We start from the raw sequence: 25898 nt of genomic DNA, 5'->3' as shown, positions 1-25898 counted from the left end.
AAACCCGGGGACGCCTCCGCGGGGGACCAGCCTGTCACGCTGCCGCCGGCACGGCCGCCCGAAGCGAGGTTTGCCCGGCTTCCCAGGAGGACATCAAGTGGCCGGAGACGCGGCTGTCGATGGCCATAACGGCCGTGGCACCGAACAGGACGTCCTCAAGGAGGCCAGGCTCAGCCTCAACCAGGCCGCCGGCAAGGTCCCGCCCGGCAATCTGTTCATGCACCGCGTCGGCTTCCACGTGCTCATCGAAATAGTGGGTGACGTCTGCGGCGAAACCATGCCGGCGGAATCCGTTGCCGTAGAAACGGTTGGGCTGGGAAGAGGTCATTTCGTACATGGCCAGGTGGCCGGTGATGGCCCCGCGCAGCCGCCGGTTCAGGCCGCACAGCGACATGAGGTTCACGGACGCGAGGGAGACGGCGGGGATGGTATCGATGTAGGCGCCGTACCTGTCGTCCAGGCCCAGCCCGCGCATGGTCCGGGCAAACAGCGCACTGTGCATCCGCTCCGGCCTGCCGCCGCCGTATTCGTCGGCCTGGATTTCCACGAGGGCAGCCTTGGCCCGGCCGGATAGCCGCGGAATGGCCCAGGTGTGCGGATCCGCTTCCTTCAACTGGTACACGGATTTGTGGATCAGGAACTCTTTGAGCTGCTCCAGGCTTGCCTTCCGTGCCACGAAGCGGGAAACGCTCGGGCCGGTGTCCATAGCGGCGAGGCCGAAAAGGACGTCGGCCACGGCATCGCTGGTCATGGCAATCCCGGCGGGCAGTTCGACATTACCGGCGGTTTGGCGTGCGGCGGCGCGAAGGGCGGCTTCAAAGGGTTCTTCGATCAGTCGCCGGACCCTGATCAGGGCCGGTTCCCACTCCCAAGCGTCGCTGACCCCGTCCAGGCCCGAGTAGTGCAGTTCGTACAGGCAAAAGAGTGACAGCTGGATGTCTTCGTCGGCAATGATGTCACCGGTACCCGCCACCTGCGCCGCCACCAGCCGGTACAGCCCGTCCAGCTCCGGAGTGGCAGCATCAGGGGCCTTGGACAGGGCCGCAAAGAGGGCGCTGCTGATGGGACCTCTGGTGTCCGGGATTCTCACGGTGCTCCTTGGTTGCCGCGCCGGTTCGGGGAACGGCCGCCGATGGTGCTCCCATTCCCTGTGGTGGTCGTACCCCGGGGGACAACATAGTAAGCATGATTACTAATAAAAGCTAAGCAGCCCGGGGCCGCTTGGCAAGTACCGGTGCGTGTCCCGCTGCGCCGGGTCAGCCGGCGCTACTCGTCCAGAGCCGAACCCAGGATGTCGCGCAGTGCCTCCACCGCCAGTTCGTGGTCCTGAAGCTGCGGCAAGCCGGACACCGCCACGGAAGCCACCACACCAACGCCCGTGACCTGGATCGGAAACGCGCCCCCGTGTGCCGCATAGCGGGACTGGTCGAACCAGGCGTTGTCCTCGATCCGGCCGCCGCCCAGCCGGCCGCGCAGTCCCACCAGGAGGGAGGGCACCTCGTACCGCAGGGCAGTGCGCTGCTTGGCCCGGATCCAGTGGCCGTTGTCGGGCGTGGCGCCCGGAAGTGCGACATGGAACAGCACCTGGTCACCCTTGGCGATGTCGATGGCGATGGGCAATGACCGCTCCTTGCCCAGTTCAACGAGGAGCAGGCCCAGGTTCAACGAATCATCCAGCGAGAAGCCGGGGAACTGGAGCTCACGGACCTCTGCCTCGATGCGGGCAATCTGCGCCTCCAGTGAGCCCTCCGGCTGGGCGTCGCTGGAATCAGGATCGAACCCGGTTACATCCGGTGGATTGGCGGTCATGGCCCTCAATCTACTCCTGCCAGGTGTAAACTTGACCACGCCCAACTGGGCAAAATAGACAGCGTTACCCAACCACAAGCAACACTAAAAACGACAGGGGAGCGCCGCCGTCGGGCATCCTGGCACAGGCCGGGCACCGCAGGTGGGCGCTGAGAGTGCGGACAGCCGCAGACCCTCGAACCTGATCCGGTTAGTACCGGCGCAAGGGAGTCGAGTTCTCAAAGTGTCGCGGATGCACGGCCACAGGCCTGCACCCGGGTCCACTTTCCCCTCCTGTTTCCCAGGAGGATCACATGAGCACTGCAGCAATCAAGAAGACCACCAGTAAGTCCTGGCGCGTCGTGGACATCGTCGTCGCCGCGCTGGTGGCCATCGCGGGCGGCGTCATCTTCTGGGCATGGGACCAGGGTGCCGCCGCACTGTCCGCCCCCATGAACGCCGCCTACCCGCCCCTGACCGGACTGCTCGCCGGCGGCTGGATGATTCCCGGGGTGCTGGGCATGCTCATCATCCGCAAGCCCGGAGCCGCCCTGTTCTGCGAGACTGTAGCCGCAACCGGCGAACTGCTGATGGGTTCCCAGTACGGCGCCTCGGTCCTCTTCTCGGGTTTCATCCAGGGCCTGGGCGCGGAAATCATTTTCGCGATCTTCGTCTACCGCAAGTTCAACCTGCCCGTATCGCTGCTGGCCGGCGCCGCGGCAGGGTTCTTCTGCGGACTGAATGACTCGTTTGCGCCGTGGGGCTGGAACATTGCCTACTCCGGCGCGGACAAGCTCGCCTACATCGTGCTGACCACCCTTTCCGGGGCCATCCTGGCTGGCGCTTTGTCCTGGCTTGCCACCCGCGGCCTGGCCCGCACCGGCGTGCTGGGCTCCTTCGCGTCCCGCAAGGCTGCCACGGAGCCCGTCTTCTCCTGATGGCATCCTCCCAGGACGCCTCCGGCACGGTCCGGCCTGCCGCCATCGCCGCCCGCGGCTGGGGCTGGCGGCACGCCGGAAGGGCCAAGCCCGCCGTCCACGGCCTTGACCTGGACATCGCCCCCGGGGAGCGGGTGCTCCTGCTGGGGCCTTCCGGCGCCGGGAAGTCCACCCTGCTGCACGCCCTGGCCGGCGTCCTGGGAGACATCAACGACGACGGCGAGGCAGGCGACGCCGACGAGTCCGGTTCGCTGCTGGTGGACGGAGCCCCGCCCCGGGCACGGCGCGGCCGTGCCGGTCTCATGCAGCAGGACCCGGAGACCCAGGTGGTCCTGTCGCGGGTGGGGGACGACGTCGCCTTCGGCGCCGAAAACCTTGCGGTGCCCCGCGACGCCATCTGGCCGCGCGTTCACGAGGCACTTGCCGACGTCGGGCTCGCCCACCTCCCGCTGGACCACCCGACGTCGGCCCTGTCCGGCGGCCAAAAGCAGCGCCTGGCGCTGGCGGGCATCCTGGCGATGCGTCCCGGACTGATCCTGCTGGACGAGCCCACCGCCAACCTGGACCCGGACGGCGTGCTGGAGGTCCGCGACGCCGTGGCCCGCTCCCTGGACAAAACCGGGGCGACGCTGGTGGTGGTGGAGCACCGGGTGTCCGTCTGGAAGGACCTGGTGGACCGGATCGTGGTCCTGCAGCCGGGCTCCGCCGCCGATCCTGCAGTGCTCCTGGACGGGCCGCCGGACCGAGTACTTACGGAGGCGCGGAGCATGCTCGCCGCAGCGGGCGTCTGGGTACCCGGGTACGTGCCGGCCACACGTGCCCGCGCCGCCGTCCCGGCTCCCGGCGCAGGCAGCCTCCTGCTGGCCGCAGAGCAGCTGGGCGTCTCCCGCGAACGCCCCCGCCGCAAAGGCTTCCGGAAGATCCTGCCTGTCCCGGTCCAGGAAGGCGTGGCCGCGCAGGTCCGCGCCGGGCAGGCCCTTGCCATCACCGGCGCCAACGGTGCCGGCAAGTCCACGTTCGCGCTGACCCTCGCCGGGCTGCTGGAGCCGGTGTCCGGAAAAGTGTCCGCGACGCTGGACCTCAGCCGCGGTGCCGGCATCGATCCCTACAAGTGGAAGGCCGAGCAGCTGATTTCGCGGGTGGGCACCGTATTCCAGGAGCCGGAGCACCAGTTCGTCACCGGAAAAGTGCTCGACGAGCTGCTCTTCGGGCCCCGGCACCTGGGGCACGGCGAGGACCGGGTTGAGGAACTGCTGGAGCGGCTGCGGCTTACCCAGCTGGTGGATGCCAACCCCTACACGCTCTCCGGCGGTGAGAAGCGGCGCTTGTCCGTTGCCACCGTCCTGGCCGCCAGCCCCCAGGTACTGATCCTGGACGAGCCCACGTTCGGCCAGGATGCCAATACCTGGGCCGAATTGGCATCGTTCCTGTCCGAGCTCCTTGATGCCGGCACCGCGGTGGTTGCCGTGACCCATGATGCCGAATTCATGGAGGCGCTTGGTGGTGCGGAACTGCGGATGGCCGCGGCCGAAGTGGTGGCGCCATGAGGCAGCAACTCACCTTGAGCGGCAACCACGCCCTCCTTGCCCGCGCGAACCCTTTGAGCAAGTTCGCGGCGGTCCTGCTCATCACGGCCGTCCTGGCGCTGTCCATCGACTGGGTGTCGGCGTCCGTTGCCCTGGTGTTCGAACTTCTGCTGTTTCCCCTGGCCGGACTCACCTTGTCCCTGCTGTGGCAGCGCGGCTGGCCGCTGATCCTCGCCGCTGCCGTGGGAGGCTGGAGCACCTCCATCCTGGCACCGGACAGCGGCAGGATCCTGCTCGACGCCGGCATCTGGACCATGAGCGAGGGGTCCCTCCAGCTGGGCATCGGATTCCTGTTGCGCGGTTTTGCGATCGCCCTCCCGGCAGTGCTCCTGATGAGCTGCACCGATCCGACCGACCTCGCCGACGCGCTCGCGCAGAAGGCACGCCTGCCGCACCGGTTCGTCCTGGGAACCCTCGCAGCGATGCGTTTGGTGGGGCTCATGGCCGAGGAATGGCAGACCATCGGGATGGCGCGGCGTGCCCGCGGCGTGGGTGCCCGCGGCAGCCTGGGCCAGCGGGTGAAGGCCACGCTGGGGCAAAGTTTCGGGCTGCTGGTCCAGGCCATCCGCCGTGCATCGAGGCTCGCGGTGACCATGGAGGCGAGGGGTTTTGGCGGCGGCCCGCGGACCTGGGCCCGGGTGTCCACCTTCAGCCCGCTGGACCTTTGGGTGGTGGCAGGCGGCGTCCTGGTGGCCGGGCTCGCACTTTGCGCAGCTGTTACCGCCGGTACCTGGAATATGGTGTGGCTGGGGAGTTAAGCCATGCGGTCGGGGGCCAGGCAGGGCTCCCTATCGCACCGAATGGGTACCGCCCTCCTGGGATCCCCTTCCGGGTCGGTAGGTAGCTGCGGTGGATCCCGGATAACTCATTTATGATATATTCGCCGTATGACCCAGGAAACCGCTGAACACGTTGCCGCCATGCTGAGGGACGCCCGGAGCGAGAAGGGGTGGACCCAGGGGCAACTGGCCGCCGAACTCGGCACCAGCCAGAGCGCCGTGGCCCGGATGGAACAGGGCAAGCAGAACTTGAGCCTGAAAATGATCCAGCGGCTGGAAAACATCTTTGACCGCAGCATCGTGAACGTGGCCAAGCCGCAGATGACGCACCTGCGGGTGGAAGGCGGCCGCACCCTGTCAGGGGCCGTCGACGTCAACAGCAGCAAAAACGCCGGCGTGGCCCTGCTGTGCGCCAGCCTGATCAACAGGGGCACCACCGTGCTGCGCCGCCTGGCCCGGATCGAGGAAGTCAACCGCATCGTCGAGGTGCTGACCAGCATTGGCGTCGAGTGCACCTGGCTCAATGACACGGATCTCCGCCTGCGCCGCCCTGCCGTCCTGGACCTGGATGCCATGGACGTGGACGCGGCACGCCGGACCCGCAGCGTCATCATGCTGCTGGGCCCCCTGCTGGATGAGTCCCGGGAGTACCGGCTTCCCTACGCCGGCGGCTGCGACCTGGGCACCCGGACCGTGGAGCCGCACATGCAGGCACTGCGCGAGTTCGACCTGTCAGTGGAGGCCACGGCAGGGTTCTACACCGTGCAGGCGCCGCCTGCCGATACCCGGGACCGCTCCTTCGTCCTCACCGAACGCGGGGACACCGTCACCGAAAATGCGATCATGGCCGCCGCGCACCGCGCCGGAACGACCGTGATCCGCAACGCCAGCCCCAACTACATGGTGCAGGACCTGTGCTTCTACCTGCAGATGCTGGGCGTCACCATTGAGGGCGTGGGCACCACCACGTTGAAGATCACCGGGCAGCCGGAAATTGACGCCGAGATTGAATACTTCCCCTCCGAGGACCCCATCGAGGCCATGAGCCTCATCACGGCCGGCATCGTGACCAACTCCGAGGTCACCGTGCGGCGGGTGCCCATCGAATTCATGGAGATCGAACTGGCCACGCTGGGCCAGATGGGACAGAAGCTGGAGGTTTCGGGCGAGTACATGGCGCGCAACGGCCGCACCCGCCTGGTGGACGTGACCACCAAGCCGTCCGAGCTGCGCGCCCCCGAGGACAAGATCCATCCCATGCCGTTCCCCGGGCTGAACATCGACAACCTGCCGTTCTTCGCCGTCATCGCTGCGAATGCCCACGGCCAGACCATGATCCACGACTGGGTGTACGAGAACCGCGCCATCTACCTGACGGAGCTGAACCGGCTCGGCGCGCAGGTGCAGCTGCTGGACCCGCACCGGATCTACGTCAACGGGCCCACCAAGTGGCGTGCCGCGGAGGTGGGCTGCCCGCCCGCGCTCCGGCCTGCCGCCTGCCTCCTGCTGGCCATGCTCGCAGCGCGGGGTGTGTCCGAGCTGCGGAACATCTATGTGATCGAGCGTGGTTACGAGGACCTGGCGGAGCGGCTGAACACCATCGGCGCCAAGGTGGAGTACTTCCAGGACTGACCCATTCACGCTTCGTCATGAACGGCGGGCCACGGTTCCAATGCCCGTCTGCTGTCGCAGAATATTCGTATGCGTACATTCGGCGTAGAGGAAGAACTCCTGATCGTTGATCCGGAGTCCGGGGAGCCGCTTGCCCTCGCCGACGCCCTCCTCGCCAGCCACCGCGTGGCAGCAGACGACCTTCCCGTCGGCCTGGATGGCCGCCATGCCGGCAACCAGGCGGATTACGACGACGAGATGGGCTTGAGTGCCGAGCTCAAGCTTGAGCAGATCGAGACGCAGACCCGGCCGTGCCGGGAGTACGGCGGCCTGCTGGAACAGATCCGTGCGGGCCGGGCGCTGGCCGACCAGGCAGCCCGGAAGCACGGTGCCAGGGTGGCGGCGCTGGCCACCTCACCGGTGGCATCGCCCAGCCACACCACGCCTGACCCGCGCTATGCCAGGATGCTGGAGCGCTTTGGCCTCACTGCCCAGGAACAGCTCACCTGCGGTTTCCACGTCCACACCTTCATCGAATCGCCGGAGGAAGGGGTGGCGGTCCTTGACCGTATCCGCGACAAACTGGCGGTACTCACGGCGCTGAGCGCGAACTCGCCGTTCTGGAACGGCGTCCCCACCGGCTTCGAAAGCTACCGGACCCAGGCCTGGAACCGCTGGCCTACAGCCGGCCCGGCCGGCATCTACGGAACGTACCCTGCCTACCGCCGGGTGGTAACCCGGCTGCTGGACAGCGGCGTCATGCTCGACGAGGGCATGCTCTATTTCGACGCCCGGCTCTCCCGCAACCACCCCACGGTGGAGGTGCGGGTTGCGGACGTATGCCTCCGTGCCGGGGACGCCGCACTCATCGCCGTGCTGGTCCGGGCACTCGTGGAATCCGCCAGCCGGGAGTGGCGGGACGATGTGGACCCTGCGCCGGTCCCCACTGTCCTGCTGCGCATGGCGTCCTGGCAGGCCAGCAGTGCCGGGTTGAGCGGCGAACTGCTGGACTTTGGCAACTTCCGGCCCGCGCCGGCTGCGGATGTGGTGCGTTCCCTGGTGGATTACCTGGCCCCCGTCCTTGACGAACAGGGCGAGCTCGCATTGGCCCGCCAGGGGGTGGAGGACATCATCGCCCGCGGGACAGGGTCCGCTGAACAGCGCCGCGCCCGCGACAAGGCCATGGCGGGCCAGCCGCCGGAGGATATGGGGTTCGGCGCCGTGGTACGGCAGGCCGTCCACCTGACCATGCGTGATGCCCTGGACCTTGCGGACGTTGAGGCCACGCCTGAGCTGCTGCGCGTGCGGCAGGCCTGACGGGGCAAGAGCCGCCAGGCGCGCAGACTTGTAGACGGCAGGCGTAGAGACGCCGCAGCGAAGCGGGTGCTAGGTAGTGAGGCGCTGTAGAAGGACCTGTTCCAGCGGGCTTCGTTGTGCCGGCAGGATGCCCGGGGGCCAGTGGGTTGGTTCTGAGTCCTGGTGTTCGGCGTTGTAGTGCCGTCCCGTGGGTGAGGTCCAGCCGGGTGGTTCATTCTTGTTGGCCCGGTCCGGTGTCCATCTGCTGTGGTGTTTGAGCCGGTGGTGCTTAGGGCAGAGCTGTGCCAAGTTACTGGTTCCAGTGGTGCCGCTGTGTTCCCACGCTTGCAGGTGGTCGGTGTCGTTGTCGGGGGTGCGGTTGGTGCAGCCGGGGAAGGTGCATTTGGTGTCGCGCATCCTGATCCAGCGTTTGATGGCTGCGGTGAGCCGGTAGTTTTTGCGGCCGATTTCCAGTGGTGCCCCGTCGCGGGGGTCGACGAGGACCCGGTAGAAGGAGTCCGCCCCACCGGCGACGAGTTTGCGGGCCATGGACGCCGGGATTGGTCCGAAGCCGTCCAGTACGGCGGGTTCGTCGGTCACTCCGAGGAGGGCGAACACGGGCACGGTGACCAGGACGTCGGCCCGCGGGGTAGGGACTTCGCTGAGTTCAGTGGCAGTTCCAGCCCCCAGCAGCAGGGATGCTGCGATGTCGGGGCGGAGCTGGGTGAGGGCTCTTCGTCGGGGCCTTGGAGTCCGCGGGCGGTGGCGGTGGTCCGGTTCCAGATGGTGCGCGCGGTGTCCCCGGGCATGTAGAGGGAGATCCAGGCCATGCCATCCCGGTCGGGGGTGTATTCCATCCGCCGATCCGCCACACCCTTTGCATGGCGCTTCTCGATCGATTCCGGATGGTGGCGTTCCCGCCACCCGCGGACCTTGGCCCGGAACCGTGACGGGACGAGTTCGCCGGGGGCGGCACCCCGGGCCGGGTTCGGCGCAGCCGGGTCGAAGAAGTGCGTCACCAGGGACGCCGCGCCCCCGGAGGTGAGGCCTTCGGTTTCGTCAGCAATGATGCGGGCGTGCTGCCACGACATCGCGCCCGCGGCCAAGGCGTTCATGACGGGCGGCAGGGAGCAGATCCGCCGTGACTGCTCCACCAATGCCCCTGCTGCGCCGGAGCTGATGGTCAGGACTCCGGAGATCTCCTCGACCACCGACATGTCCGCGTACGTGCGGTCCTGCACGGAGGCGTCCGGCGGGGTCACGGCTTGCTGGAACTCCACTCCCTCAGCGACGTCCCGTGCCTTCACCGCAGCGAGCTGCGCCTCCAGCCGAGCCAAAAGCTCCAGTCGTTCCAGACGGATCTCATACCGCCGCTGCAACACATCCACACCGGCACAAGCACCGGCCCCGGCAGCAAGGAAAGAGTCCTCACTGTTCAGCGAATCGAGGGCGGCAACAGAGGCATCGATTGACGCCAGCACCACCCCGACACCACCGCTGATTCCCATACCGACATCATCCAACGAGGCACTGACATCGTATTTGGCCGCCACGGATTACTTTTTGGGTGGCATGAGCCTCCTGCGGCCGGCTCGGGAACTTCAGGTGCAAGGAACCCATGCAACTGTGGGGCGACCGTGACACACTCCGGCGCGTGACGCCGTCGTACGCCTTCGAAGCTGAACTTTGATACCGCATTTCCCCCGGCCAGAGGGTCCACATACTGCTGGAAACTCAGGCAGGACCAGCCGCCGCTAGATCTGCTTCAGCGCCTGCTCCAGGTCGCGGAGGAGGTCCTCCGGGTCCTCGAGCCCCACCGAGAGCCGGACCACGCCGTCACTCAGGCCGATGGCGGCCCGCCCCTCCGGGCCCATCGCCCGGTGGGTAGTGGTGGCGGGGTGCGTGATCAGGGACTTTGCATCACCGAGGTTGTTGGAGATATCGATGATCCGCAGCCCGTCCAGCAGCGCAAACGCCGCTTCCTTGCCCGTGCGTCCGCCGGAAGGAGCGAGCTCGAAGGTAAGGACCGTGCCACCGGCACTCATCTGCTTTGCCGCCAGCCCGTACTGCGGGTGCGACTTCAGGAGCGGGTACTTCACCCAGCCCACCGCCGGCTGTTCCTCCAGCCATTCTGCCAGCCGAAGGGCGGTCGCCGAGGAGTGGTTGACGCGCAGGCCCATGGTCTCCAGGCCCTTGGTCAGAACCCAGGCGTTGAAAGCGGAAAGCGCGGGGCCGGTGTGCCGCATCAGCTGCTTCACCGGTCCGTCGATGAATTCCTTGGTGCCCAGGATGGCACCACCCATCACCCTGCCCTGCCCGTCGATGTGCTTGGTGCCGGAGTAGACGATCACGTCGGCGCCGAGGTCCCCGCAGCGCTGCAGCAGGGGAGTGGCAAAGACGTTGTCCGCCACCACGGTGGCCCCGGCCGCATGCGCCAGTTCACTGACGGCTGCGATGTCCACGATCTCCTGCATGGGGTTCGACGGGGACTCGAAGAAGACGGCGGTGGTGGGCTTGGACAGGGCTTCGCGCCACTGGTCCAGGTCCGGCCCGTCCACGAAGACCGTTTCCACGCCCCAACGGGGCAGGATCTCATTCAGGATCACAAAGCACGAACCGAACAGTGACCGGGCGGCCACCACCCGGTCACCGGCAGCCAGCAGGGCACCCAGCGCGGTGAACACGGCGGACATGCCCGACGCCGTCGCGAAGCATGCTTCGGCGCCTTCCAGCAGCCTGAGCCGTTCCTGGAAGGTGGCCACGGACGGGTTGCCGTAGCGGGAGTAGACAAAGCGCTCGTCCTCGCCGGTGAAGGCGCGTTCAGCTGCCGCGGCTGATTCGTAGACGAACCCGGAGTTCAGGAAGATGGCCTCGGATGTTTCCTGGAAGTTGGAGCGGTCCAGGCCTCCGCGGACTGCCTGGGTGTCGGGGTTCCAGCCGGGGGCGTCTGGGTTGAAGGCCACTTAGTTCTTTCCGAGGTTGGTGGGGAGGCCGCGGTTCTTCCAGCCATTGACGGTCCGCTCGCCGTAGCGGTCGGGCTCGCCTTCGAAGCCCTCCAGCACGCTGTACGCGGTGAAGCCGGCCTGGGTGGCGGCAGTTGCGGCCGCGATGGACCGCTGGCCGGAACGGCACAGGAACAGCAGTTCCGCGTGGGGATCCTCCGGCGCCTGCTCCTGCAGGTCCTTGACGAAGTCGGGGTTGGGGATACCGCCGGGAAAGGTCCACTGGATGAACAGGGGATCGTTGTCCGTGGCTTTGGTGTCCGGGATGCCGATGTGGGCCCATTCGCCCTCGGTGCGGACGTCCACCAGGATGGCGCCCTGCTCCAGCTTGGCCCAGGCTTCCTGCGGCGTCAGGTCTCCGGCGTAGCTCATGCGTGACCCTCGCCGTCGAACTCGCCCTCAAATTCGGCATCATGCTGGTCCACGGCGGTCGCCACGGCGGCATCAGCTGAGGCGATGGCGGCCGGAAGGACGATTGCCTGCGCAACGATGACGGTGGTGCCGTTGAAGGTTGCCGCCGGGCTGCCGTGCAGGACATAGCCGTCGGCGAGTGCAGCGGAGATCCGCTCACAGAATTCACGGTTGTCCGCGCCGGTAATCAGGCGGTAGGACAGTTTTTCGTCAGGGGCGGGTGCGTCGGACACGACGGATCTCCTTCTTTCACGCTTGCAGCTCGAATCGGTCGATATGCCGAGTATTCACCTGAGGCACCCCGCCGCGAAAGGGAGGGTTGCCGACCGGCAAGTCAGGGCTTTGCACCGGTACTCATTACTCCCCAAAAACGTAACACCTGCCGCGCCCCGCCGCATCGCCGCCGTCGTCATGTTCCGTAATTGAGCCGTCCGCGACACGGCACGGGTAATGCCCGCGGGCCGATAAAGTTCTTACCGGGGGGCGCCGCCCCGTATCCAGAGCAATGAGTACCGGGGGGTCCTTGTCAGCATGCGGGCACACGTATCGCACCACCACGCCGCCATCCGGCGGAACCGTCCGCGTTCCATCGCAGCCTTTTTCGCCGCGGCCATCATCGCCCTCCTGGCCCTGGTGGTCCCGGCCGGACCGGCGCACGCCGCGCCTGCTGCACCGGACAAGGGCAAGCCCTGGCTGGGGGCGGTCCTCGAGTGGGGTGAGGATACGGCTGCGGGCTTCAGTGACCGGCTGGGCGCCAGCCCTGCCGTCTTCGGCCATGACATCACCATTCCCTACCGCGAATCGGAGCGGAACGACATGGACGGCTTCCTGCAGCAGACTGCTGCCAAAGGCGCCCACGCCCTGCTCACGGTGAAGCCGTCGGTGCCCCTGGACCAGCTCGGCACGGCCGAGGCGGAAGCGTTCGCAGCACAAGTGCGCGACCTGGCGTCGGGGTTCAAAGGCCAACTGCTGGTCCGGTTCGCCCCCGATATGAATACCGGCTGGGTGGCATGGGGCCAGCAGCCGGCCACGTACCGGCAGGCCTTCCAGGCCGTGGCGGCAGCCTTCAAGAAGTACGACGGCGGCCGGGCCGCCATGGTGTGGGCGCCCTACCTGGGCAAGGACTACCCCTTTGAACGGAACCGGAATGCCCCGGAGCCGGGAAGCGAGGGGTTCTCCCTCCTGGATACGAATGGGGACGGGGCCTGGAACGGAAGCGACAGCGCCTATGCTCCCTATTACCCCGGCGATGACGCCGTGGACTGGGTGGGCCTGACCGCCTATCACGACGACACTTCCGGCGGGGCCGCCGTCAACACCACGCCGCGTCCCGGTGAACTCCAGGAGATGCTGACGGCATCCGGCAGCGAAAACTTCTACGGCACCTACGCCGAGGGACGCAAAAAGCCATTCCTCCTCCAGACCTCGGCCTTCTACAGCCCTGCGTCCGGTGGGGCACCCGAGGCGGACATCAAGACGGGCTGGTGGGACCAGGTGGTGGCCACTGCCACGTCACCCGCTTTCGCCGGGACGGCCGCCGTGGTGTGGGACGAACGGACCAGCACGCGGGATACCGGCGTGGCAAGCATCAGCTGGCTGCTCACGGGAAGCCCGGATATTGCCAAGGCCGCCCTGGACAGGCTGAAGGCATCGCCGATGGTCACCGGACCTGTCACGGATGTGGCGTCCACAGGCACCTTCGTGCGGGCCAACACGCTTTCCGGCGCCGCCCCCTGGACCGTTGGTGCCGCCATGATCATCCTCCTGGTGGCCCTGTGGCAGGTTCCCCGCCGGATCAACACCGCCACGTCCTGGAGCTACCAGGACCCTTCCACCAGGGATTCGCGGGTGGACCTGCTGCGCGGACTGGCCATTGTCTTTGTGGTGGTCAATCACCTGGGCATGGCCTCACTGTTCCAGCTGCTCACCCAGGAGGCGGTGGGCTTCGTGTCAGGCGCGGAGCTCTTCGTGCTGTTCTCCGGCCTGGTGGTCGGCATGGTGTACGGGCCCAAAGCCAAGCAGGACTTCGGCCGGGTGGTGGACCTGACATCCCGCCGTGCCGGGAAGCTGTACGTGACTGCGCTGGCCGTGCTGATCGGCGTCTTCCTTCTTTCCCTGCTCCCGTTCTTCCACACCGAGGCCCTGACCACGTTCGTGGACCAGGGGACCGGCGGGGCGGGACACGGTGGTGCCGGCCGGACCTACGACCTCTATGCCGGCATGTCATCGCTGTTCCAGTTCCCCGTGCCGCCGCAGGTGCTGCCGGCCATCGTGCTGCTGCAGTTCGGTCCCTGGCAGTTCAACGTCATGGGCCTGTACGTGGTGCTCCTGCTGGCCAGCCCGCTGATCCTTGCGGCGCTGAACCGCGGCAAGGCCGTCTGGGTCTTGCTGGCGACGCTCGCCGTGTACGCCGTGGGCGCCGTGACCCGGTTCAGGATCCTGCCCTCCCAGTTTGAGGACTCGTTCCCCCTGCTGGTCTGGCAGGTGCTTTTTGTGCTCGGGCTGGTGGTTGGCTACTACCGCCGCAGCATCGTTGCCTGGTTGTCGGCCCATACCTGGGTGGTGGCGGCCTGCACTGTGGCAGCGTTTGCGCTGGCCTTCCTGTCCTGGGGCAATCCGTATCTGGCCAACAACTACGACGTCCGCCTGGCGCTCATGCCGGACGCCTCCTACCGGACCATGTATGACGCACTCTTCGGCCGGACCTACGTGGCGCCCGGCCGCCTGTTCAACGTCCTGGTCCTGGTGGTGGCCGCCTATGCGTTCCTCAGCGCTTACTGGAAACCGGTGGAGCGGGCCCTGGGCTGGTTCCTGATTCCGCTGGGCCGCGCCACGCTCTATGTGTTCATCATGCATGTGGTGCTGATCGCCGTCGTCACAAACATCCCGGCGCTCCAGCAGCAGAGCATTTTCCTCAACACCGCTGCCTACGCCGTGGTCCTGGGCCTGTTGTGGGTGATGGTCCGCACCAGGTTCCTTTTCCGGATCATCCCCACCTAGGGATCTCCCAGGCGCGGACTCCGGTTGCCGGTGGGGGCGTCCGGACATGAAATGCTGCGGCACAAAAGTGCCGCAGCATGTCATCGTTCGCCGCTGGTTGTCCTGGGGTCCGTTTGGAAGCCCGTAAACAGCCTAGACGAGTCGCGGGTAGCTGCTGAGGATGTAGTCCGCAGCAGCAGGCCCTCTCATGCGCAGGCCGTTGTGGCGGGCCGAGACTTTGTGTTTCATGGCAGCCCAGAAACTGGACTCGGTGCCGGTGGGCTGTTCGTTAACGAAGCACCAGCTGGTGTACAGCCCGTAGAGGCGGTCGCGGTCCAGGTTGGTGTCGGAGGCGTGGTCTGCGTAGGTGGCTTCGTGGAGGAAAAGATCAAACTGCGAATTGGCCATGAGGCGTCCCTTCGCTCGGTGCCGTGGTGCCGCCGGTAGGCTCCAGCGGCGAACCTCGATGCCCTGCACAAGGTGGCAAAGGATTATGTAGTCGCTTTCCTGAGAGGTCCCGAAAAGCTGAAGAGTTCATCTTGTCTACGATGTAGACTTTACCTGTAGACCAGATATGAGGCAACCGTCCCAGTTACTTCGGGACGAGGGCCGCCAGTGAGGACTTATTGATGACTTCTGCCAACAGTTCCCAGCCAGGGCAGGCCAAAACGAGGCTGAGCAGGGACATTGTGCTGGCCAAGGCCTTGGAACTGGTTGATGCCGAAGGACTGGATGCACTGACCATGCGCCGCCTGGGGCAGGAGCTTGGCCGGGACCCGATGAGCCTGTACCGCTACGCCGAGAACCGCGCCGCGCTGCTGGACGGGGTTTCTGAGCTGGTGCTCAACCAGCTTCCGATTCATCCGGAGGACCCGGACTGGAAAGCGCAGCTGCGGAGCATCGCCCACAACCTGCGGACGCTTGCCCTGCAGCATCCCAATGTGGTTCCCCTGTTGGTGACGCGGCCCCTTTCCACGCCTCTGGGCCTGCGCCCCCTGGGCACGCTGCGGCCCCTGGAACAGATCCTGTCCCTGCTGGGCGCGGCGGGATTCTCGCCGGCCGATGCGCTCCACGTCTACCGCGCCTACTACGGCTTCCTCTACGGGCACATCCTGAACGAACTGCAGGAGTATGTCGTGGATCCGGAAGAGAACGAGGCGCTGTTGCGCCTGGGGCTCCACCGCCTGCCGGCCAAGGAGTTCCCCAGGCTGCGTGCCCTTGCTCCCGCCCTGTCTGAGTACGACGGCGAGGCGGAGCTTGACCAGGGACTTGGCATCCTGCTGTCCGGGCTGGAAGCACAGATGTCACGGCAGGCTGCAGGGCCCGCCGCCTGACGCTCCGTGGCCTTGTGGAGGCCGGATTACCCGGGTGGCGCTATTCGAAGGATGCCCGGCGCCGGTCCTGCAGGCGGGTGTTCCAGATGTCCGGCCGGTTTACGCGGAACCGGCGTCCGGTCAGGGCTTTGGCGTTCAGCCGGACGTAGTGGGCTTTTTCGCCCGGCTGCCACGGTTCCAGGCCGAGTGCATCCACTGCATCCTTCACTCCCTGGTCCTCGATGATCTCCGTTTCGCCGCGCACCACTACGCTCCAGGCTTGTTCCGAGGCGGGGTCGTAGCCGTCTATCTCCAGTGCTGCCGGCCGTTCCATCCGGGCGCCCCAAAGCTTTGAACCGGGTGCGGTGCGGAAGACGATGCTGCGCAGGTGCACAGCGTAGTTCACGGGGAAGATCTCGGGATGTTCGTCCACCACGATGGCCAGCCTGCCCACCGCGTCATTGTCGAGGAGTTCCCAGCAGTCGTCGAAGGACAGGTTTTCAATCGGCAGGTTTCGCGAGTCCATGGTCCACACCTTACGGGTGATGCGGGAGTGGGAAAAGGGATTGCGCCGCTTGTTGCGGCCTAGTGGATGCCGGCGAAAAGTCCGCTCAACTCGGCGGTCAGTTCCTTCTGGACCGACGGGGTGCCGATTTCCTTGCCGTCGATCCGGTTCACGGGCGCCAGCAGGCGGACACTGGAGATCAGCCAGACCGCATCCGCGTCCATGAGGTCCCTGGGCTCCAGCGGACCATAGCCCAGTTCCCAGCCCGCCGCCTTGGCGGCTGCGAAGAGGGCACCCTGGGAGGTCCCGGCCAGGATGCCGCTGTCCAGCTGGGGAGTGATGAGGCGCTTCACTGTTGTGCCGTCGTCGGACTGCTCCACATGCGCAAGCAGCACCGTGGACGTGGGGCCCTCCAGCACGCGGCCGTCGGAGGACAGGAAGATGACGTCGTCGGCGCCTTGTTTGTGGGCATGGCGCAACGCTGCCATGTTGACGGCGTAGGAAAGGGTCTTGGCGCCGAGGAGCAGCCAGGGTGCCCGTTCGGCCACGTCACTGTCGTAACCCCGGTCAAGGAGGATGACGTCGATGCCCGTTTCACGCTGCCTGCGGCCGGCAGCCCCGGCCGGCGCCGCCTGCACCCAGGCCGTGGGCGCCTCGCCTTCAACGCCGCGGGTGACCACCAGTTTGACCACCAGTTCATCGGCGGCCGGGTCAGCCGGCGGGTTCTCGGACCGGAACCGGTCCACCGCAGCGGCAATAACGCGCCGCCACGCGTCCTGGTCCGGGATGGCCAGGTCCAGCGCCGCGGCGGAGCCCGCAAGCCGGTCCAGGTGCGCCTGCATCTTCCGTACCGTTCCACCCACGGCCAGCATGGTTTCGAAGACGCCGTCGCCCCGCGTGACCCCCAGATCCGTGACCAGCAACTGGGGTTTGGCGGCATCGGCCACCCTGCCGTCGGGGAAAGCAGGATCGAGGAAGGCGAGAACCACGGGTGCTGGAGAGGTCATGGCACCAGCTTAGTGCTGGACCGCGGATAAGCTGGGCAGAGTGCACCGGCCGGAAGCCGTCCTCCGGAGCCCAATCTCCCCGGGGGTTTTAGACGTGTTGTGGCCTTTTTCGCTTGCCGGCACCGCGCCCACATGGGTGGTGGTGCTCCTGGGCTTCGCCGACCTGGCCATCAGGATCCTTGCGCTGGGCATCATCCCCGGCAACCGGCGCCCCACCACCGCCATGGCCTGGCTGCTGGGTATCTTCTTCATTCCGTTCGTGGGCATCGTCCTGTTCCTGCTGTTCGGCAATTTCCGCTTGTCCAGCCGCCGGCGGGCACAGCAGCAGCTGGTCAACGAGCGCGTCCAGGCGGGCATCACCGCACTCTCGGATGTGGAAAGTGACTACCCCGGCCCTGAGTGGGTGAAGTCCGCCGCTGAGCTCAACCGCACCCTGGGCTCGCTGCCCATGGTGGACGGAAACTCTGTTGACCTGATCCCTGGCTATCCGGATTCCATCCTGGAAATGACCAAGGCCGTGCGGAAGGCGAAAAAGTTCGTCAACGCCGAGTTCTACATCATGAGTTCGGACCACGTCACCAACGACCTGCTCACCGCCATGGAAGAGGCCGCCGAACGGGGAGTGGAGGTGCGGCTCCTGTTCGACCACATCGGAACGCTGCGCATCAAGGGGTACAGGAAGCTGCTCAACCGTCTCCGCGCTGGCAAGATCCAGTGGAAGCGCATGCTGCCGCTGCTGCCCATCCACGGCCAGTGGCGCCGCCCGGACCTGCGCAACCACCGCAAAATCCTGGTGGTGGACGGCGAAGTCGCCTTCACGGGCTCGCAGAACCTGATCGAACCCTCCTACAACAACCCGCGGCACCGCAAGGCAGGCCGCGAATGGGTGGAACTGATGGCGTGCCTGCGCGGCCCCATCGTGACCACCCTGAACGTCGTCTTCGCCACCGACTGGCTGACCGAGACCGACGAATCCCTGGAGCACCAGCTGCAGCTCCCGTCGAACCCCGAACCCGGCCACGTCACGGCCCAGGTGGTGCCCAGCGGCCCCGGCTTCATCACGGAGAACAACCTCCGGCTCTTCAACACACTCATCTATTCGGCCCAACACCGCATCTCCATTTGCAGCCCCTACTTTGTGCCGGACGATTCACTGCTCTACGCCATCACCACGGCGGCCCAGCGAGGCGTGGACGTGGAACTGTTCGTCTCGGAGAAGGGGGACCAGTTCCTGGTCCACCATGCCCAGCGGTCCTACTATGAGGCGCTCCTGGAAGCCGGGGTCCGGATCTACCTGTACAAGGCCCCGTTCGTGCTCCACGCCAAGCACTTCACCATCGACGATGAGGTAGCCGTCCTGGGGTCCAGCAACATGGACATGCGGTCCTTCTCTCTGAACCTGGAGGTGTCAGTGATGCTGCTGGGTGAGGACATCGTGAACAAGATGCGGGCGGTGGAGGATACCTACCGGGACATCTCCCATGAGCTCAAGCTGGCGGACTGGCTCAACCGGCCGCTCGCTGCCCGGTACGTGGACAACGTTGCCCGGCTGACGGCCACTGTTCAGTAACCCTGCCAACAGCGGCGGGCTCCGCACTTCGCTGGCCCAGCGAATCAGTCAGTCCGCACTGACCCGCTGCCCGTCGTCGTGCCCGGCGTGCTCAGGCCAGCCGCCCTTGCGGTAGGCAGGGGTTCCCAGGGCCAGCACGAGCACCGCCACGGTGCAGCTGCCAATCATGACGCTGACCATCGACAGGGAATTCCCGCCCAGGAGTCCAACCAGGGGGCTCACCAGTCCGGCGACCCCGGACTGCAGGGCTCCGATGACAGCCGCCGCCGTTCCCGCCATGTGGCCGTAGTTGTGCAGCGCGAGCACTGAGGCGTTGGCCGGGATCATGCCCTGGGCTGACAGGACCAGCCACAGGCCGGCCACCAGGCCCACCGCGCCGCCGGCACCCGTGGCCACCACGCCGAGCAGCACCAGGGCCAGGCTCAACTGGACCAGGAGGGCGGTGCGCAGGAGGCGGACGGGCGGGAACTTCCGGACCAGGGCGGCGTTGAGCTGGGCCGAAAGGACAAGCGCGGCGCCGTTCAGGGCGAACACGAGGGCGAACTGCTGGGCGGTGAGGCCGTACTCGTTTTGGAAGACGAAGGGCGAACCCACCACGTAACTCATGATCAGGGCCAGCCCCAGTCCGGGGATGACGGCCAGCGCCATGAAGTGCCTGTCCCGCAGCAGCACCCAGTAGGCGGCCGCCACGTGCCGCGGGTGGCCCGGGCTGCGGCTGTCCCCGGGCAGCGTTTCCGGCATGAACTTCCAGACAATTGCCACCAGGACCACCCCGATGAGCGCCAGTGCATAGAAGACAGCGCGCCAGTTCCAGAGCCCGGCGATGGCCTGGCCCACGGTGGGGGCCAGGAGCGGAGCCACACCGATGACCAGCATCAGCCGCGACAGCAGCCGGGCGGCGTCGGAGCCGACGAAGCGGTCGCGGATCACCGCGAGTGCCACCACGGCAGCGGCGGCGTTGAAGAAGCCCTGCAGCACGCGCAGCCCTGTCAGCGTTTCGATGTTCGGCGTCAGGGAACACAGCAGCGAGATGGCTACGTGCAGCGAGATGCCGATGAGCAGCGGAAGCCGCCGGCCGAACCGGTCCGAGAACGGACCGATCACCAGCTGGCCGATTCCGCCGCCCACCAGGGTTCCGGACAACGTCAGCTGGACAGCGGTCTGGGTGGTGTGGAGGTCGGCCTCGACGGCGGGCAGCGAGGGCAGGTACATGTCCGTGGTGAGGGCGGGGAGCGCGGCCAGGGCGCCAAGCATGAGAACGTACTTGACGCTGCGCGGTGCCTTGCTGTTCTGGGGAGGGGACGGTTCCGTCACGCGGCATACCTAACTTGTGTTGAAGCACCCAGGGATGGGTCCGCCGCCTGGCTTGGGCGGTTCAGCTAGGTCAGGGGCGTACCCCCGGGGGCGTCTTCCTAAACGGGCGTCCGCGGAGTGGATGCCCCAACGAGCCGATGCGTCAGTCGTCGGGGAAAGCGGCGCCCAAGGTGGAGAGGACCCCGTAGGCCTTGGTCCGGATTTCGTCGTATTCGTCGTCCGGAACGGAGTCCGAGGTGATGGCACCGCCGACGCCGAGCGAGAGTTCAGCCGTTCCGTCGCCGGCGGTGCTGATCACCAATGTCCTGATGGCGACGGCGAGGTCGGCCGCCGCGTTGAGTGAGAAGTAGCCGATGGCCCCCGAGTACAGCCCGCGCGGCCCTGCCTCCAGCTGGTCCAGGATGGCCATGGTGCTGATCTTGGGGGCGCCGGTCATGGAGCCTGCCGGGAAGCACGCAGCGACTGCCTCGGCCCGCGGTGCGCCCGGGAGGAGTCGGGCGTCAATGGTGCTGACCATCTGGTGGACGGTGGCATAGCTCTCGATCGCGCAGAGCCGGCTGACCGTCACGGAACCGGGCTCCGCGAAATGGCTGAGGTCGTTGCGCAGCAGGTCCACGATCATGATGTTCTCGGCCCTGTCCTTCAGGGACGTGGCCAGGTCCTCGCGCAACCGCTTGTCCTCCTGAGCGTCAGCAGCACGGCGCCGGGTTCCCTTGATCGGTTCGGCGCGCATGCCGCCGTCGGACGCGATCTTCAGGAACCGCTCGGGCGAGGTGCTGGCCACGGCAAGGTTTCCCAGCCGGAGGTAGCTGGCAAACGGGGCCGGGTTCCTCCGGCGCAGCGCCAGGTAGGTGGTCCATGGATCCACCGACGTTGCCTGCACGCTGGCTTCGAGCGTGGTGGTCAGGCAAACCTCATACGTGTTTCCCTGGGTGATTTGGTGCTGGGCGGCGGTGATCTTCTCCCGGTACCGCGCACCCGTGTCCCGGCTGCGGAAGGACGGGGCTGTGGAAGGCGCGACGCCGGTGCTGCCGCCGGCTTGCGCTGCCGGGCCATCCGACGGCGGCCGTGCCCCGCTGTTGGCGGCTTCCACTGCTGCCCTGGCCTGCGCCAGCCACTCCACGGAGTCGGGGGCCTCCAGAGCCAGGAGCCAGGCGGCGCCTTCGGCATGGTCCAGGACCACGGCCCGGCCGGCGAAGATCAGGGCAGCGTCCGGGGTGGGCGCGGACAGGTCGCTCCCGCCCGTTTCGCGCTTCAGCTCGTAACCCAGGCAGCCGAGCCAGCCCAGGGTGAAATCACAGGGATAGCCGTCCGGGGTGCGTACGGCCCGGCGGCCCCAGACGGTGTCCAGCCAACGGAAGAAGGGGCCGGGGACCTTGGCAGTGGAGGAGCCCGTGCTGATCAGGCTCACCCCCGAACGGTGCTTCACGAACTGTCCGAAGGTGCCGGCGTCGTCCGCCATGATGCTGAACCTGCTGCGCTCCGCAGCAGTCCGGGCCGCCGGGTCTTCGCTGTTTTCTCCACGGCCGGCCTGTCCGGTGCCGCCCAGGGCGGTGTCAGCGTTGGAGGAATCCAGCCAAACGGCATTGGCCGACCGTCCGTACAGCGACTGGAACAGTGCCGGTGCGTCCGGGAGGGCGTCAAGTCGCTCGGCATGGAGCCGCAGGCCGCGGCGTGTGGACAGTTCCGGGGCCAAGGCAGGCGCCAGGGCCGGCAGGCAGGGGAGGAGCTTCAGGAGGTCCGCCGGAGCTGACCCGTCAGCGAGGTTCTGGACGCGAAGGTCTGCGTGGGCGGGGACGTCGTCCCGGCCCAGCCACTCTTCTTCCTGGGCGGCCCACTGGTCCCAGTACGGCTCGTAGGTTTCACCGTCGCGGCCCAAAGCCCGGGTCCGGCGGACGTCGTCCGGAGACTCGGCCCAGATGACGGCGCCAAGCATGGGCCGGGCAGCCTCCGCGGCGGCCCCCACTCCCTCCACGATGACGATCTCCGCGGGCAGCGTGACCCGGGAGTCGCCGTCGTAATGGTTCTCCCAGTCCCAGCTGGTCCAGGTGGCGGCCTCGCCACGGCTCAGCGGCGCGAGGACCGTGCTGACATAGCGTTCCACGCCTGCCGCCAGCCCATCCCACCCCGGGTAGATGTCCTCAAGGTGGAACAGGGACACCTTGTGATGGGCGCGGAGCCGGGCCGCGAGTTCGACGGCGAGGGTGGTCTTCCCTGCGCCGGAGCGCCCGTCGACGGCGATGATGACGGGGGCTGGGCTCATGGACTAGAGCGTACCGTTTTCCGTTGGCCGCTTTCATCCATGAATGACGCGCTGCCGTGAGGCGTGACGGCCGCTGCTGAGGTGGCCGCCCAGGAACCCGCTCACCAGCAGCAGGACGGCCCCCGTCCGCGCCAGCCGCACACCCCGCCGGTGGTTGCCGCGGGACCGGGCCCGCCAGGAGGCGACGAACACCAGGGTGGCTGCCGCGTTGGCGGCGGCGTGCACAATCCCGACGCGCTTCAGGGCGCGGTCCTTGCCGGACCAGGTTGCCCAGCCGGACAGGGCGGTGGGAACGGCGGTGATGACGCCGAGGGCCACCAGCCGCTGGGCGGAGCGGCGGGACGCCTGGTCATCAAAGAAATCCAGGAACACCGCCGACCACCAGGCGCCAAAGGGGGCGTCGGTAAGGATGGTGTGCAGCGGAATCCCCGTGGTGTCGCCGCGGACCAGGCGGGCGATGTTGGGCTGCGCCATGAGGCGGGACGCCAGCGGTTCTGCGGCCCTGACGGCAACGTCCAGGGGTTTTGCTTCCTCAAGGGTGCCAAGGAGCCGTGTGTACCTGCCGGTGCTGGGTGCGGCGTGCATGCAGCACAAAATACTCCAGGCGCTGCCGGATTGCACCATGTTTTCCTGCGCCGTTATTGCGCCTGGAAGCTGCTAGTGCGGCTGAAGCTGCGTGTTCTGCAGGACCGCTGCCTTGATGTGCCGGACCAGGCCCGGCAGCGCCGTGTGGATCTGGTGCCAGACGGCGTCGAAATCCGCATGCCCGCCGTACCAGGGGTCCTCGATGCCCTGCTCCAGCCGGTCCCTCCCGGCCATGGCGGGATCGAAGCTGCGGAGCATCCGGATCTTGTCCACGGACTCCTGGTCCGGTGCGGCTTCGCTGAGCCAGGCGTAGTGGTCAATGTCCAGGGCCAGGATCAGGTCGCGCTCGCGGAACCACTCCGGCGCCCACTCCCGGGCCACGTGGCGTTCCGATGCCAGTTGCGTCACTGCGAGGCGGCGTGCGGCGCGGGGATCGATGGGCCGGCCGGCCTCGTATCCGGTGGTGCCTGCGGAATCCACCTCCACCAGCCCCTCCAGGCCCTCGCGTTCGAGCGCTGCCTGGAGCATGAGCTCGGCCATGGGGGACCGGCAGATGTTACCCGTGCAGACAGTGATGACGCGGTATGCGCTCGACGTTGAGGTCATGGAACTAAGCATGCGCGCTTCCCATCACCTTTGGCTAGCCGCCTGTTCACAAAGATTTACGGGCTTGTAAAGAAGCATTACTGGGCGTGAAAAGGGTACCTACACATTGGCGTAAAGCGCCGTCGCGAACCAGTCCCGTCAGTGGATCAGGGCCAGCAGGATGCCCACCCCCACGAACAGGGCGCCGAACACCCTGCTGAGGACCAGCTGGCCCCGTTCCGTGCTGGTGAAGCGCTGGAATGACCTGGCGGCGGCGGCAAAGAAGAACCACATCACCAAAATATCGATGACCACAATGGTGGCCGTCAGCACCGCGTACTGGGTGAACAAAGGCTGTTCCGGCCGGATGAACTGGGGGGTGAAGGCCAGGAAGAACACGATGGCCTTCGGGTTCAGCAGGTTGACCCAAAAGCCGCGCCTGAAGATGGACCAGGCGGGTTCGTTCCGGAGGGCAGCGGCCTGCTCCTGTGCCATCGTGGGCTTGCTGAGGAACTGGCGGATGCCCAGGTACACCAGGTAGGCCGCGCCCGCGTAGCGGATCACGTTGAAGGCAAGGGGAGAGCTGGCCACCAGCACGCCAACGCCGAGGGCGACAATCAGGACATGCACGACCAGCGCCGCCTGCTGGCCCAGAATTCCCCAAATGGACCGGCGGAACCCCGCATTCAGCGAGTTGCTCATGGTGTTGATGGCCCCGGCGCCCGGGGTGAAGCTGATCAGGGCGCCGGCACCCGCAAGGGCCAGCCACAGGGAAAATTGCACTACACAATCTTACGGGGGCAAAGGCCTGTCTTTCCGTCAGCCGCAGGGGCCGGCGGGCCAGGGCTGGGGCAATGCAACCTAGGCCCGCGCGATGACCTCACCGTTCGGGATCAGGAACCAGCCGTCGTCCGTGGAGCCCCAGCGGTGCCAGCCCGCTGAGATCCGGGCGAGGTCGGCCGCGTTGGCGAATCCGTACTCCAGCGCCTGCTCGGCGAAGGCGGAATGGAGCACCCGCTCACCCCAGACGCGTGCCTGCCAGCGGCGCTGCTGCGCCGTGGCGTAAAGCCAGTTGCTGCTGGTGGGGGCGACGTCGGTGAATCCCGCAGACTGGGCCCAGCTGACCAGCCGCCGCCCGGCGTCGGGCTCTGCTCCATTGCGCCGGGCAATCCGCTGGTAAAGGTCCATCCACTCGTCCAGTTCCGGGATCTCCGGGTACCAGCTCATGCCGTGGAAGTCTGCGTCCCGGACGGCCACGATGCCGCCGGGTTTGGCGACGCGGCGCATCTCGCGCAATGCCTCGACGGGGTCTGTGAGGTGCTGGAGCACCTGGTGGGCGTGGACGACGTCGAACGTTTCGTCGGCGAAGTCCACGTCGTAGATGTTGCCTGCCACAAATTCGATGTTGGGCACTTCCCGCTCGACGGCGAGGGCCTGGGCCTGTGCCACGATGTCCGGCGAACGGTCCAGGCCGGTGACTTTGCCGGGGTTGACCAGGGCTGCGAAGTCGCAGGTGATGGTGCCCGGCCCACACCCGACGTCGAGCAGGGTGGATCCCGGTGTGAGGTGGGGGAGGACGAACGCGGCCGAATTTTCGGCAGTCCTGGCGGCGTGGGCGCGGACTACGGACTCGTGGTGGCCATGCGTGTAGACGTCGTCTTCAGGCTGCTGGTCGCTCATAACCAAACGCTACCCCTTGGGAGCGGAGGCTACCCGGATTCTGTCCTTGCCGCCACGGTGGCATCGATCATCGCCGTCATGAAGCGGGTGACGGTATCCAGTTCCTCTTCAGTAAACCCGGCCATGGCACTGCCCATGCGCTGCGCCAGCGGGGCGAAGATGGCGCCGCCCTCCTGGAAGGCCTTGGGGGTCATCTTCAGCTGGACCTGCCGCCGGTCCGTGCTGTGCCGCTCCCTGACCACGTGCCCGGAGTTGTCCAGCCGGTCGATCAGTGCCGTGGTGGCGGGGGAGCTCAGGTTGAGTTCCTTCCGCAGCAGCCCGGGCGTGACCACGTTGCCCCTGGCGGTGTGGCGCATGATCACGGCGAGTGCGTTCATGTCCGTACGGTGCATGTCCTTGCGGTCCCCGGCGGCATCCACGTACCGGTTCGCCTCGATGGTGAACTCCTGCAGGATCCGGAGCAGCGGGTGGCCGAACTGCGGGCCCGCCTGTTCGAAGGGGGATGGCTGGGGGGCGTCTGTTTCTGCCATCTCCACCTCCCTTGTCTTTGCTCCCGGCCCATTTCCTGCGCCGGCGTCCTGACGGATATTACTCCAGCGGCGGGCATCGACGGCTGCCGCCGCTGCAAAGTGGGGGCCAATCACCAAAAAAGCTTGACTGGCACTTATCTCTGTTATGGAGATAAT

At 66.9% G+C, this 25898-nt stretch carries 23 protein-coding genes, 1 pseudogene and 2 riboswitches; of the genes and pseudogenes, 8 read left to right on the top strand and 16 right to left on the bottom strand.

Annotation, left to right across the window (positions count from 1 at the left end):
• Positions 1 to 34: 34 nt before the first annotated feature.
• The gene (locus VIK36_RS20025) at positions 35 to 1090 is read right to left on the bottom strand and encodes an iron-containing redox enzyme family protein (RefSeq protein WP_255173547.1); all 1056 of its coding nucleotides are present in this window, start codon (positions 1088 to 1090) and stop codon (positions 35 to 37) included.
• Between the two features lie 176 nt (positions 1091 to 1266).
• Positions 1267 to 1809 (bottom strand): heme-degrading domain-containing protein, encoded by a 543-nt coding sequence (locus VIK36_RS20020; protein ID WP_255173546.1) that lies wholly within the window; start codon positions 1807 to 1809, stop codon positions 1267 to 1269.
• Between the two features lie 85 nt (positions 1810 to 1894).
• Positions 1895 to 2035, top strand: a riboswitch (TPP riboswitch).
• 67 nt (positions 2036 to 2102) lie between these two features.
• On the opposite strand from VIK36_RS20020, the gene VIK36_RS20015 reads away from it, so the two are divergent.
• The 5 genes from VIK36_RS20015 (at position 2103) to VIK36_RS19995 (ending at position 8019) form a co-directional block, all read left to right on the top strand.
• Complete coding sequence (locus VIK36_RS20015) at positions 2103 to 2726, top strand: ECF transporter S component (protein WP_324643360.1); 624 nt, start codon at positions 2103 to 2105, stop codon at positions 2724 to 2726.
• Positions 2726 to 4273 (top strand): ABC transporter ATP-binding protein, encoded by a 1548-nt coding sequence (locus tag VIK36_RS20010; RefSeq protein WP_324643359.1) that lies wholly within the window; start codon positions 2726 to 2728, stop codon positions 4271 to 4273. The genes VIK36_RS20015 and VIK36_RS20010 overlap by 1 nt, the downstream gene beginning before the upstream one ends.
• Positions 4270 to 5070 carry an energy-coupling factor transporter transmembrane component T gene (locus VIK36_RS20005; RefSeq protein ID WP_324643357.1) on the top strand — a complete coding sequence of 267 codons (801 nt, stop codon included), beginning with the start codon at positions 4270 to 4272 and terminating at the stop codon, positions 5068 to 5070. The genes VIK36_RS20010 and VIK36_RS20005 overlap by 4 nt, the downstream gene beginning before the upstream one ends.
• 129 nt (positions 5071 to 5199) lie before the next feature.
• Entirely contained in the window at positions 5200 to 6723 is a 1524-nt protein-coding gene (locus VIK36_RS20000) for a UDP-N-acetylglucosamine 1-carboxyvinyltransferase (RefSeq protein ID WP_255173542.1), read from the top strand.
• A 69-nt stretch (positions 6724 to 6792) separates the two neighbouring features.
• Positions 6793 to 8019 carry a glutamate--cysteine ligase gene (locus VIK36_RS19995; RefSeq protein ID WP_255173541.1) on the top strand — a complete coding sequence of 409 codons (1227 nt, stop codon included), beginning with the start codon at positions 6793 to 6795 and terminating at the stop codon, positions 8017 to 8019.
• Between the two features lie 69 nt (positions 8020 to 8088).
• Here the strand turns inward: VIK36_RS19995 and VIK36_RS19990 are convergent.
• From VIK36_RS19990 to VIK36_RS19975, 4 genes and pseudogenes are all read right to left on the bottom strand, one after another.
• Positions 8089 to 9506 (bottom strand): annotated as a pseudogene (locus VIK36_RS19990) (DUF222 domain-containing protein).
• A 246-nt stretch (positions 9507 to 9752) separates the two neighbouring features.
• Positions 9753 to 10961, bottom strand: a complete 1209-nt coding sequence (locus tag VIK36_RS19985; RefSeq protein ID WP_255173539.1) for an O-succinylhomoserine sulfhydrylase — start codon at positions 10959 to 10961, stop codon at positions 9753 to 9755.
• Positions 10962 to 11372: a rhodanese-like domain-containing protein gene (locus VIK36_RS19980; protein WP_224023473.1), complete on the bottom strand. Its 411-nt coding sequence runs from the start codon at positions 11370 to 11372 to the stop codon at positions 10962 to 10964.
• Positions 11369 to 11644 (bottom strand): DUF1737 domain-containing protein, encoded by a 276-nt coding sequence (locus VIK36_RS19975; protein ID WP_324643356.1) that lies wholly within the window; start codon positions 11642 to 11644, stop codon positions 11369 to 11371. The genes VIK36_RS19980 and VIK36_RS19975 overlap by 4 nt, the downstream gene beginning before the upstream one ends.
• Positions 11645 to 11657: 13 nt before the next feature.
• Positions 11658 to 11773, bottom strand: a riboswitch (SAM riboswitch).
• Positions 11774 to 11942: 169 nt separating this feature from the next.
• Here VIK36_RS19975 and opgC point away from each other — a divergent pair.
• The gene (opgC, locus tag VIK36_RS19970) at positions 11943 to 14411 is read left to right on the top strand and encodes an OpgC domain-containing protein (RefSeq protein WP_324643355.1); all 2469 of its coding nucleotides are present in this window, start codon (positions 11943 to 11945) and stop codon (positions 14409 to 14411) included.
• A gap of 132 nt (positions 14412 to 14543) precedes the next feature.
• Here opgC and VIK36_RS19965 read toward each other — a convergent pair whose 3' ends face one another.
• Positions 14544 to 14798 carry a hypothetical protein gene (locus tag VIK36_RS19965; protein WP_324643354.1) on the bottom strand — a complete coding sequence of 85 codons (255 nt, stop codon included), beginning with the start codon at positions 14796 to 14798 and terminating at the stop codon, positions 14544 to 14546.
• Positions 14799 to 15019: 221 nt separating this feature from the next.
• Here VIK36_RS19965 and VIK36_RS19960 point away from each other — a divergent pair, with 221 nt between their 5' ends.
• Positions 15020 to 15724, top strand: a complete 705-nt coding sequence (locus VIK36_RS19960; RefSeq protein ID WP_324643353.1) for a TetR/AcrR family transcriptional regulator C-terminal domain-containing protein — start codon at positions 15020 to 15022, stop codon at positions 15722 to 15724.
• 40 nt (positions 15725 to 15764) lie between these two features.
• On the opposite strand, the gene VIK36_RS19955 is transcribed toward VIK36_RS19960, so the two are convergent.
• A complete protein-coding gene (locus VIK36_RS19955) occupies positions 15765 to 16229 on the bottom strand; it encodes a pyridoxamine 5'-phosphate oxidase family protein (RefSeq protein ID WP_159630188.1) in 465 nt (154 codons plus the stop codon).
• 59 nt (positions 16230 to 16288) lie between these two features.
• On the bottom strand, positions 16289 to 17215 hold the full coding sequence (locus VIK36_RS19950; protein ID WP_324643352.1) for an aminodeoxychorismate lyase: 927 nt from the start codon (positions 17213 to 17215) through the stop codon (positions 16289 to 16291).
• 94 nt (positions 17216 to 17309) lie between these two features.
• Between VIK36_RS19950 and cls the strand changes: the two genes are divergently transcribed.
• Entirely contained in the window at positions 17310 to 18785 is a 1476-nt protein-coding gene (cls, locus tag VIK36_RS19945; protein WP_420716229.1) for a cardiolipin synthase, read from the top strand.
• A gap of 48 nt (positions 18786 to 18833) precedes the next feature.
• Here cls and VIK36_RS19940 read toward each other — a convergent pair whose 3' ends face one another.
• The 7 genes from VIK36_RS19940 to VIK36_RS19910 all read right to left on the bottom strand — a co-directional run bounded on the left by VIK36_RS19940 (position 18834) and on the right by VIK36_RS19910 (position 25742).
• Complete coding sequence (locus VIK36_RS19940) at positions 18834 to 20099, bottom strand: multidrug effflux MFS transporter (protein ID WP_324643351.1); 1266 nt, start codon at positions 20097 to 20099, stop codon at positions 18834 to 18836.
• Between the two features lie 142 nt (positions 20100 to 20241).
• On the bottom strand, positions 20242 to 22362 hold the full coding sequence (gene pabB, locus VIK36_RS19935; RefSeq protein WP_324643350.1) for an aminodeoxychorismate synthase component I: 2121 nt from the start codon (positions 22360 to 22362) through the stop codon (positions 20242 to 20244).
• Positions 22363 to 22395: 33 nt separating this feature from the next.
• On the bottom strand, positions 22396 to 22947 hold the full coding sequence (locus tag VIK36_RS19930) for a DUF2231 domain-containing protein (RefSeq protein ID WP_324643349.1): 552 nt from the start codon (positions 22945 to 22947) through the stop codon (positions 22396 to 22398).
• Between the two features lie 72 nt (positions 22948 to 23019).
• The gene (locus tag VIK36_RS19925) at positions 23020 to 23553 is read right to left on the bottom strand and encodes a low molecular weight protein-tyrosine-phosphatase (protein WP_324643347.1); all 534 of its coding nucleotides are present in this window, start codon (positions 23551 to 23553) and stop codon (positions 23020 to 23022) included.
• A gap of 138 nt (positions 23554 to 23691) precedes the next feature.
• A complete protein-coding gene (locus VIK36_RS19920; RefSeq protein ID WP_255173529.1) occupies positions 23692 to 24315 on the bottom strand; it encodes a LysE family transporter in 624 nt (207 codons plus the stop codon).
• A 78-nt stretch (positions 24316 to 24393) separates the two neighbouring features.
• Entirely contained in the window at positions 24394 to 25212 is an 819-nt protein-coding gene (locus VIK36_RS19915; protein WP_255173528.1) for a methyltransferase domain-containing protein, read from the bottom strand.
• Between the two features lie 29 nt (positions 25213 to 25241).
• Positions 25242 to 25742, bottom strand: a complete 501-nt coding sequence (locus tag VIK36_RS19910) for a MarR family winged helix-turn-helix transcriptional regulator (protein ID WP_255173527.1) — start codon at positions 25740 to 25742, stop codon at positions 25242 to 25244.
• Positions 25743 to 25898: the final 156 nt, after the last annotated feature.

Origin of the sequence: Pseudarthrobacter sp. LT1, from assembly GCF_035621795.1 — a bacterium.
GTDB lineage: Bacteria > Actinomycetota > Actinomycetes > Actinomycetales > Micrococcaceae > Arthrobacter.
This window is presented reverse-complemented; position numbering and strand designations above follow the sequence as displayed.

What these genes read in the sequence shown, in the direction of transcription:
- VIK36_RS19960 (WP_324643353.1), top strand. Translation starts at nt 15,020, where the DNA reads ATGACTTCTGCCAACAGTTCCCAGCCAGGGCAGGCCAAAACGAGGCTG.
- VIK36_RS19950 (WP_324643352.1), bottom strand. Translation starts at nt 17,215, where the DNA reads ATGACCTCTCCAGCACCCGTGGTTCTCGCCTTCCTCGATCCTGCTTTC.
- VIK36_RS20005 (WP_324643357.1), top strand. Translation starts at nt 4,270, where the DNA reads ATGAGGCAGCAACTCACCTTGAGCGGCAACCACGCCCTCCTTGCCCGC.
- VIK36_RS19995 (WP_255173541.1), top strand. Translation starts at nt 6,793, where the DNA reads ATGCGTACATTCGGCGTAGAGGAAGAACTCCTGATCGTTGATCCGGAG.
- opgC (WP_324643355.1), top strand. Translation starts at nt 11,943, where the DNA reads ATGCGGGCACACGTATCGCACCACCACGCCGCCATCCGGCGGAACCGT.
- VIK36_RS19910 (WP_255173527.1), bottom strand. Translation starts at nt 25,742, where the DNA reads ATGGCAGAAACAGACGCCCCCCAGCCATCCCCCTTCGAACAGGCGGGC.
- VIK36_RS19925 (WP_324643347.1), bottom strand. Translation starts at nt 23,553, where the DNA reads ATGACCTCAACGTCGAGCGCATACCGCGTCATCACTGTCTGCACGGGT.
- VIK36_RS20000 (WP_255173542.1), top strand. Translation starts at nt 5,200, where the DNA reads ATGACCCAGGAAACCGCTGAACACGTTGCCGCCATGCTGAGGGACGCC.
- VIK36_RS19965 (WP_324643354.1), bottom strand. Translation starts at nt 14,798, where the DNA reads ATGGCCAATTCGCAGTTTGATCTTTTCCTCCACGAAGCCACCTACGCA.
- VIK36_RS19930 (WP_324643349.1), bottom strand. Translation starts at nt 22,947, where the DNA reads ATGCACGCCGCACCCAGCACCGGCAGGTACACACGGCTCCTTGGCACC.
- pabB (WP_324643350.1), bottom strand. Translation starts at nt 22,362, where the DNA reads ATGAGCCCAGCCCCCGTCATCATCGCCGTCGACGGGCGCTCCGGCGCA.
- VIK36_RS20015 (WP_324643360.1), top strand. Translation starts at nt 2,103, where the DNA reads ATGAGCACTGCAGCAATCAAGAAGACCACCAGTAAGTCCTGGCGCGTC.
- VIK36_RS19915 (WP_255173528.1), bottom strand. Translation starts at nt 25,212, where the DNA reads ATGAGCGACCAGCAGCCTGAAGACGACGTCTACACGCATGGCCACCAC.
- VIK36_RS20020 (WP_255173546.1), bottom strand. Translation starts at nt 1,809, where the DNA reads ATGACCGCCAATCCACCGGATGTAACCGGGTTCGATCCTGATTCCAGC.
- VIK36_RS19955 (WP_159630188.1), bottom strand. Translation starts at nt 16,229, where the DNA reads ATGGACTCGCGAAACCTGCCGATTGAAAACCTGTCCTTCGACGACTGC.
- VIK36_RS20010 (WP_324643359.1), top strand. Translation starts at nt 2,726, where the DNA reads ATGGCATCCTCCCAGGACGCCTCCGGCACGGTCCGGCCTGCCGCCATC.
- VIK36_RS19980 (WP_224023473.1), bottom strand. Translation starts at nt 11,372, where the DNA reads ATGAGCTACGCCGGAGACCTGACGCCGCAGGAAGCCTGGGCCAAGCTG.